This is a genomic window from Wolbachia endosymbiont of Drosophila leontia, assembly GCF_028981785.1.
GTDB classification, from domain to species: Bacteria; Pseudomonadota; Alphaproteobacteria; order Rickettsiales; family Anaplasmataceae; genus Wolbachia; species Wolbachia pipientis.
Map to the genome: position 1 here is coordinate 1 of NZ_JAPQLK010000002.1, position 7473 is coordinate 7473.

Genomic DNA, 7473 nt, shown 5'->3' on the forward strand with positions numbered 1-7473 from the left:
AAAATTAAACATGAGACGCCAGATACGTGAGTTTTTTTGTCATTTAATCTGTACAGAGAAGATAAATAAACAGCTTCAGTGTATATGATAGGGGGGCTGGCGGAGTTTGTCAAGCAAGTTTTTTATTTCTAGCGGTTGTTGCCAAAAACTATACAAGAAGTCTATTGAAATTACGTATATCAATCGTTGTAAAATCACACAATTGCTCTGTAGAGCTATGCCCTGTAATAATTACTATACCATTTTGCTCAGAGCGTATTGAGATTAGGTTCAGCACTAATTCACACGTTGCACTATCAAGATTACAAAATGGTTCATCTATCAGCCAAACGTTTGCATTAGAAATCAAGAGGCGAGCAAGCGCAACTCTCCTTTTCCAGCCTGCAGAAAGTTCGCCATATCTAATATTAAGTACAGGTTGCAACTGCAAGCAACAAATAGCTGCCACAATCAATTCTCTAGTATTTCGTATTCCTGCCCAGAATTCTACGTTTTGAGCAACAGTTAAGCTATCTTTACAGGCATTCTTATGGCCTATATAGACCATAGAAGGTATATAGGATTTTGGATCATCATATATATCTTTTCCGCAGTGCCTTATATTGCCTGATACCGGCGGTAAAAGTCCAGATAAACTTCTAATTAAGCTGGTTTTACCACTACCATTTGGACCAGTGATTAGAATCTTTGATTTTAGCTCAGCTTTAAAACTGAGATTCTTAAATAGTACCTTATTATTACGAGCGCAGGATAAATTTTCACATTCAAGCATGGATTATCTGCCCTTTCCCTTATGTTTACCTTGAGTTGAAGCCTGAGCTTTAACAAACAGCTCCCAAAATCCTTTCTGTCCGCCTTCGCTATGTATCAATTGTGCAAAACGCTTCATTAAACCATTACCCATCATAACCATCTTTGTCCATTTACCTACCGGTTTTGCTATGTCAACTATTTCTGGATCTTCTTTATAAACTTGCACATCTTTTTGTTTCTCGCGTAGCATTTCCTGTTGCTTCAGCAACTCTTTTTGCTTGTTTTTTTGATACAATTCATTGAATTTTCTGTCTTCTTCCCACTCTTCTTTAAAAACTTTTCTAGGAAATATGATTTTTCTAATGCGATTTTTGTATATTTTTCTCAAAAAGAGAAATACTTTGACTATAGCAAGTAATGCTATACTACATATAATGATTTGTCCGAAAGACATTTTCTGTACTCAGCTTATTACAAAGCGCCACTTGTATTATACCATAATTATAGAAATTGTGCAATTTTTGTGTGAGTAAAGACAGTATAAAAGTAATACTGCTCTATTTCGTAAATTGCACAAATATCCGACGAATGGGCTTGTATGTAGTAAGGTTTATTTCTATACTTCTTAAAGAATTTAGAAGTGAAACAAACATGAACTGCTACAAGACTCACATGTGCAATGAATTAAGGAAGAATGATGTAGAAAAGGAAGTTACCCTTTCTGGATGGTTATACCGTAAGCGCGATCACGGCAACCTAATCTTTGTTGATTTAAGAGACTTCTATGGAATCACTCAACTAGTATTTAATAATGACAAAGACTTTTTTGATGAGATATCAAATTTAAAATTGGAGAGTGTAATTACTGTTACAGGAATAGTTGAAGCTAGAACTGAAGATACGGTAAACACCTCTATCGCAACCGGGGAAATTGAGGTTGTAGTTAGCAATTTGCACGTTGAATCGGAAGTCGAGTTCCACCGTGATGAAGAAATAGCGAAAGAAGAAAGAAGTATATTAGCGAGCATTGCTGGCGAACAAGAATACCCGGAAAATATGAGATTTAAATATCGTTTTCTTGATTTAAGGCGTGAAAAAGCCCGCAACAATATTATTCTGCGCTCACAAATTATTGCAGAACTCCGCAAGCTCATGATAGAGCAAGGGTTGTTGGAAATTCAAACTCCAATACTTACTGCTTCGTCCCCTGAAGGTGCACGTGATTATTTGGTGCCAAGCAGACTAAATCCTGGTAAATTCTATGCATTGCCGCAAGCTCCACAGATTTTTAAGCAATTGCTCATGGTCTCAGGGTTTGATAAATATTTTCAAATTGCACCGTGTTTCCGTGACGAAGACGCAAGGGCTGACCGTTCTCCGGGAGAGTTTTATCAGCTAGATCTTGAAATGTCTTTTGTAACTCAAGAAGACATCTTTCAGATTATTGAGTCTACCTTATACAGAGTGTTTGCTAAATTTTCTCGTAAGTCTGTTGATAAAGATTTTCCACGTATTACATATAAAGAAGCAATGCTTAAATATGGTTCTGATAAGCCAGATCTGCGCAATCCACTATTAATCAGCGATGTTACAGAAATTTTTCGTGATTCAGGGTTCAATATTTTCAAAAGCAATATTGAGCGTGGTATGGTAGTGAGAGCCATCCCTGCACCTAAAACAGCAGAGGAACCACGCAGCTTCTTTGATAAAAAGATAGAACATGCGCAAAAAGAATTCGGTGCTAAGGGTCTCGGATATATAACGTTTGATAAAGATGGAACTGCGAAAGGCCCAATTGCTAAATTTCTTGATGAAAATAGGCTAAACCACATAAGAGAAGCAACAAACATAGAGCCAGGAGATAGTGTATTTTTTGCTTCTGACAAAGGGAATGAGGCGGCAAACATTGCAGGAAAAGTACGCACTCTTTTAGGGTCAGAACTCAGTCTTATAGACGATAATATCTTCAAGTTTTGTTGGATCATTGATTTTCCATATTTTGTATATGACGATAAAAGTAAAAAAATCGATTTCTTTCATAACCCATTCTCCATGCCACACGGTGGTCTGAAAGATTTAGAGGACAAAAATCCACTGGATATCCTTGCTTACCAATATGATCTTGTTTGCAATGGAATAGAACTGTCAAGTGGGGCGATTCGTAATAACAAACTGGATATCATGTATAAAGCTTTTGCCATTGCAGGTTATAGCCGGGGAGAAGTTGATACAAGATTCGGTGCACTTGTACGTGCATTCAGATTTGGTGTCCCTCCTCATGGTGGAATAGCACCAGGAGTTGATAGAATAGTTATGCTGCTTGCTGATGAGCCAAATATTCGTGAAGTAATCTGTTTTCCTATGAACCAGCAAGGTGAAGATGTTCTAATGGGTGCTCCTTCCAAGGTGGAGGATAAGCATTTACGTGAATTATCCTTGAAGGTTATTGAATGAAAAATTTTATAGCAAGGAGCACCGGTTAATGATATATTAGGTTATGTTAAATTGAAAGACCATGAATAATATCCAAAAAGCAATACTATCGGGCATGATCTGTAACATGATTGTGTGGTATGAACTCACTCTTTTTGGAGTATTAACAGATACAATCATCAACGTTTTTTTCCCATCAGAAGATCATTATTTGAGTACACTCAAATTCCTTGGTGTTTTTGCAATTGGTTTTGCGTTTAGACCAATTGGTGCAGTAATTTTTGGTTATATGGGAGATAAGTATGGCAGAAGAAAGACTTTACTTACTTCAGTAATATTAATTTCAATATCATCCACAATTATGGGAATTATACCTGGGTATAAAGAAATAGGGTTGCTTTCACCTGTATTGCTTGTGTTTTGTAGAATAGTGCAAGGAATAACTGCAGGAGGTGAAACAAGCATTAATACAGCATTTACGATAGAGCATTCAAAAGATAAAAAAAATCTAGGTTTCTTAGGAAGTATGAAGCCCTTTAGCGGAGCCCTTGGAACGCTCTTATGCATAACAATGATATTTATCTGCAAAAGAGTTACAGGTGAGAACTATGAAATATGGGGATGGAAGTTGCTTTTTTATTTTTGCTTTTTTTTGGGGACAATAGGTTTTTTAACTAGGTACATATTAAAAGAAAGCTTAGCATATAAAACTAATAAGTACGCTAATAATTTAGCACATTCACCATTGTTAGAACTAGTAAGAAACTATAAAAGACCGCTTATTATTTCAATCAATCTGGGAATTGCTCAGAATGCAATTGTCTACGCAGCAATAATGTTTTATAATATATCAATAAAAGAGCTAGTTATTTTATCTATTAGTGTTAAAGATTTAATGAGGATAGTAATACAGGTTGTATTTGCAGCATCTGCGGTACTTTTTGCAATTTTATCTGATAAAGTTGGAAGAAAACGCGTAACGATTCCTGTACTGATTATGCTATCTCTGATTGGTACATGTGTATTACCATTATTATCTTCCGTTAACCAATATGTCGTAATAATAACTTACTTATTGATTACTATACCAGTAGGTGCATCTTTTGGAATATATGGCTCTGTTATTTGTGAACTGTTTCCAACAAAAGTAAGATGCACTGGCGTAAGCTTAGCAAATAATATATCTGCAGGAATTTTTGGTGGCCTTTCTCCATACATATGCATGTGGCTTATAGAAAAAACCGAAACAAAACTTGCAGCAGGCATTTATCTTACTGCCTGCGCATTAATTAGCCTAATATCTGTGCTTCAAATTAAAGCCAAAGACAGAAAAGTTGATTGGTGAAATCGTTTCAGTCGAAAAATAGCGCTTCAATGGATTTTTCGATGTGTTTAGTGATAGGAGCGGTGATAGTGATTTCTTTATTGTTTGGCAGTTTTAAAGATAAAGAATGCGAATGAAGGTGAATTTTATTTGCTATCCCATCAATAAAAGCTTTTTTACCACCATATTTACCGTCACCAAGAATAGGGCAATTTATATGAGCTAAATGTGCACGTAACTGATGGGTTCTGCCGGTAATTGGTTGTAATTTTAAATAAGCAACATTGTGTTTGGATTTTGCTATAATTGAAAAATGCGTAGTGGCATTCTGAGGTGAATTTTCATCAACGACCACTTTTTCTTGACCTGAAACATATTTTTTCACCAATGGATAGTCTATTGTTCCACTATCCTTGCTCGGTATGCCAGAAGTTAATGCTAAATAAGTTTTTTTTACTCTTCGTCCTTTAAATTCTTCCATAAGGTATCTGGCAACATTAGCGTTGCGTGCGAATATTATCACTCCACTCGTATCTCTATCTAGCCTATGGACAATTTTAAATGTTTCTCCCTCTCTTATTTGGTCAAGCAAATCACTCATGCTAATCTTTACTTTTGCGCCACCTTGAACGATGACCCCTGCGGGTTTGTTTATGGCTAGTATATATTCGTCTTCATATAATATGTTCTCTCTTAGTAGATTCACTAACTTTTCATTATATTTGCGATCAGAATTAGCGTTTTCAATATAATTCAAGTGCTTCAGCGTTATAGTTTGCCCAGAATTTACTCTATCACTGGACTTTGCTTTGCAATCATCAACTTTGATTAATCCTTTCCTTAAAGATTTTTCAATTACAGATTGCTTTAGATCAGGAAAGATTCTTCTGATGTACCTATCCAGCCTAACGTTATCGTCTTCTATTAATATGGTTTTTATACTTTGTAGCATTCCATTATTTATAATGAATATCTAGTGAAATGTCAATTATTGGTGTCATTCCAGTGTCAAGCACTGGAATGACACCGAAGGGGCTACTGCCGTCATAAAGGAACCAGTGTCAGCTACTCGGATGACAGGAGAAGGAGACTACTGAGATGACAGCTAGCCTGACAACCGTCATCCCGTTGCTTGTTAGCGGGATCTAGAGATACCGCGAATGAATCGCGGTATGACGGTTCGCGGCGGCATGACGTAGAGCTTGCGTTAGCTATACTTTTATACTCACCAACTCAGCTGGATCCAAGTAGTCAGAGCACTGGGATGACGGGAGAAGGAGCTATTTGGATGACATCGTTTACTATACAATGTTTGTACAGTTCTGGATAAAAAAATTAGCTAACAAATTTATAAACATCAGTATACAGCTCATCAACGCTTGGTTCTTTACTATTTTTGGCAAAATCTTCCGACTTTTTTACTAAATCACGTATTTCCTTATCAATTACTTTGCACTCTCCTTCTGAAGCCATTTTATTATCTGTCATGTATTTCTTTAAAGTGCTTATAGGGTCATGATTTTGCTTCATATCTTCAACTTCTTCTTTTAAGCGATAAGTAGCAGGATCTGACATTGAGTGACCGCGATATCGATATGTCTTCATTTCAAGCAGGATAGGCCCTTTTCCGCTGCGTGTGTGTTCCGCTGCTTCGCTTGTAGCCTCATAAACAGAGAAAAAATCCATTCCATCAACTTGTTTTCCAGGAATACCAAAACTTTCTCCTCTTTTATATAACTCTGTTACTAAAGTTGATCTTTGCACGGAGGTTCCCATTGCGTATTCATTATTTTCTATGATGTAAACCACAGGCAACTCCCACAAAGATGCCATATTAAACGATTCATATACTTGTCCTTGATTTGCAGCACCGTCGCCAAAATATGTAAATACCACATTATCTTTTTTCTTATATTTATTAGCAAATGCTATTCCTGTGCCAATTGGAACTTGTGCTCCCACTATTCCATGCCCGCCGAAGAATTTTTTTTCAACGTCAAATACGTGCATCGAACCACCTTTACCTTTCGAGCATCCTGTTTCTTTGCCGGTAAGCTCTGCCATTACAACATTTGGATCAGAATCACATGCGAGCATTAAGCCATGGTCTCTATAACTTGTGATAAAAGCGTCACCTAATTTTGATGCAGCTTGAGTTCCAACTGCAACTGCTTCTTGTCCTATTGATAGGTGACAGAACCCGCCTATTAATCCCATCCCATATAATTGTCCTGCTTTTTCCTCAAATCTGCGTATGAGTAGCATTTTCCTGTAGAATCCAATTATCTGTTCTTTAGTGAAGTTTTCTGCTTTCATATCGATTTCTTTTTCATTAAACTAACACAATACCAGGAATTTTAAATTTTTGCTAATGAACTATTACCACTGGCTTGAGGCTTTTCATGTTATCTCTGTTATCATGTGGATTGCAGGTATGCTTTATTTACCCAGGCTTTATGTCTACCATGCAACTGTAAAACCGGGATCGGAAAATGATAGCTTGCTTCAAACAATGGAAAAGAGGCTACTTAGATATATCATAAACCCTGCAATGCTTTTCTCACTTGGTCTTGGAATTACACTAATGGTTATTAGGGAAGCATATCGTGAAGGATGGTTTCATGTAAAAGCATTTGCAATACTTTTGATGTTAATTATTCATATGCTACTTGCAAAATATAGGAAAAATTTTGCAATGGGTTCGAATAAGAAGTCACATATTTATTTTCGCGTTTTAAATGAAGCAGTTACAGTATTGATAATAGTTATAGTTATTATGGTTGTTGTGAAACCTTTTTGACTGACCTTACCCAAAAAAAGCAGAAAGCTCGTATCTGTTCAGATGCATGGCTAATGTACAATACTGAAATAAAAATTCCAGTGCTCCCTTTCTTGTCATCCCAGTGCTTGACACTGGGATGGCTTTGTTGCATAGGAACTGAAAAAATCTGGTGGCTACTGAC

General features: G+C 36.5%; 7 protein-coding genes. 3 read left to right on the forward strand and 4 right to left on the reverse strand.

All coding sequences use genetic code 11. The features are described from left to right. Nucleotides 1-148: 148 nt before the first annotated feature. Both ccmA and OZD63_RS00065 read right to left on the reverse strand, forming a co-directional pair. A complete protein-coding gene (gene ccmA / locus OZD63_RS00060) occupies nucleotides 149-772 on the reverse strand; it encodes a heme ABC exporter ATP-binding protein CcmA (protein WP_155968378.1) in 624 nt (207 codons plus the stop codon). Between the two features lie 3 nt (nucleotides 773-775). Continuing rightward, nucleotides 776-1207 carry a hypothetical protein gene (locus OZD63_RS00065; RefSeq protein ID WP_274979709.1) on the reverse strand — a complete coding sequence of 144 codons (432 nt, stop codon included), beginning with the start codon at nucleotides 1205-1207 and terminating at the stop codon, nucleotides 776-778. A gap of 197 nt (nucleotides 1208-1404) precedes the next feature. Between OZD63_RS00065 and aspS the strand changes: the two genes are divergently transcribed. Both aspS and OZD63_RS00075 read left to right on the forward strand, forming a co-directional pair. Then, complete coding sequence (gene aspS / locus OZD63_RS00070; RefSeq protein ID WP_275007751.1) at nucleotides 1405-3207, forward strand: aspartate--tRNA ligase; 1803 nt, start codon at nucleotides 1405-1407, stop codon at nucleotides 3205-3207. 61 nt (nucleotides 3208-3268) lie between these two features. After that, entirely contained in the window at nucleotides 3269-4531 is a 1263-nt protein-coding gene (locus tag OZD63_RS00075; RefSeq protein WP_274979710.1) for an MFS transporter, read from the forward strand. A 7-nt stretch (nucleotides 4532-4538) separates the two neighbouring features. On the opposite strand, the gene OZD63_RS00080 is transcribed toward OZD63_RS00075, so the two are convergent. Both OZD63_RS00080 and pdhA read right to left on the reverse strand, forming a co-directional pair. Further along, a complete protein-coding gene (locus OZD63_RS00080; RefSeq protein WP_275007747.1) occupies nucleotides 4539-5462 on the reverse strand; it encodes an RluA family pseudouridine synthase in 924 nt (307 codons plus the stop codon). A 383-nt stretch (nucleotides 5463-5845) separates the two neighbouring features. Continuing rightward, complete coding sequence (pdhA, locus tag OZD63_RS00085; RefSeq protein ID WP_275007749.1) at nucleotides 5846-6826, reverse strand: pyruvate dehydrogenase (acetyl-transferring) E1 component subunit alpha; 981 nt, start codon at nucleotides 6824-6826, stop codon at nucleotides 5846-5848. A 55-nt stretch (nucleotides 6827-6881) separates the two neighbouring features. Between pdhA and hemJ the strand changes: the two genes are divergently transcribed. Next, nucleotides 6882-7310 (forward strand): protoporphyrinogen oxidase HemJ, encoded by a 429-nt coding sequence (gene hemJ / locus OZD63_RS00090; RefSeq protein ID WP_274979712.1) that lies wholly within the window; start codon nucleotides 6882-6884, stop codon nucleotides 7308-7310. The last annotated feature ends 163 nt before the right edge of the window (nucleotides 7311-7473 follow it).

Bases quoted from the DNA above. Each gene is read 5' to 3' on its own strand.
- pdhA (WP_275007749.1), bottom strand. From the start codon at position 6,826: ATGAAAGCAGAAAACTTCACTAAAGAACAGATAATTGGATTCTACAGG.
- aspS (WP_275007751.1), top strand. From the start codon at position 1,405: ATGAACTGCTACAAGACTCACATGTGCAATGAATTAAGGAAGAATGAT.
- OZD63_RS00075 (WP_274979710.1), top strand. From the start codon at position 3,269: ATGAATAATATCCAAAAAGCAATACTATCGGGCATGATCTGTAACATG.
- OZD63_RS00065 (WP_274979709.1), bottom strand. From the start codon at position 1,207: ATGTCTTTCGGACAAATCATTATATGTAGTATAGCATTACTTGCTATA.
- ccmA (WP_155968378.1), bottom strand. From the start codon at position 772: ATGCTTGAATGTGAAAATTTATCCTGCGCTCGTAATAATAAGGTACTA.
- OZD63_RS00080 (WP_275007747.1), bottom strand. From the start codon at position 5,462: ATGCTACAAAGTATAAAAACCATATTAATAGAAGACGATAACGTTAGG.
- hemJ (WP_274979712.1), top strand. From the start codon at position 6,882: ATGAACTATTACCACTGGCTTGAGGCTTTTCATGTTATCTCTGTTATC.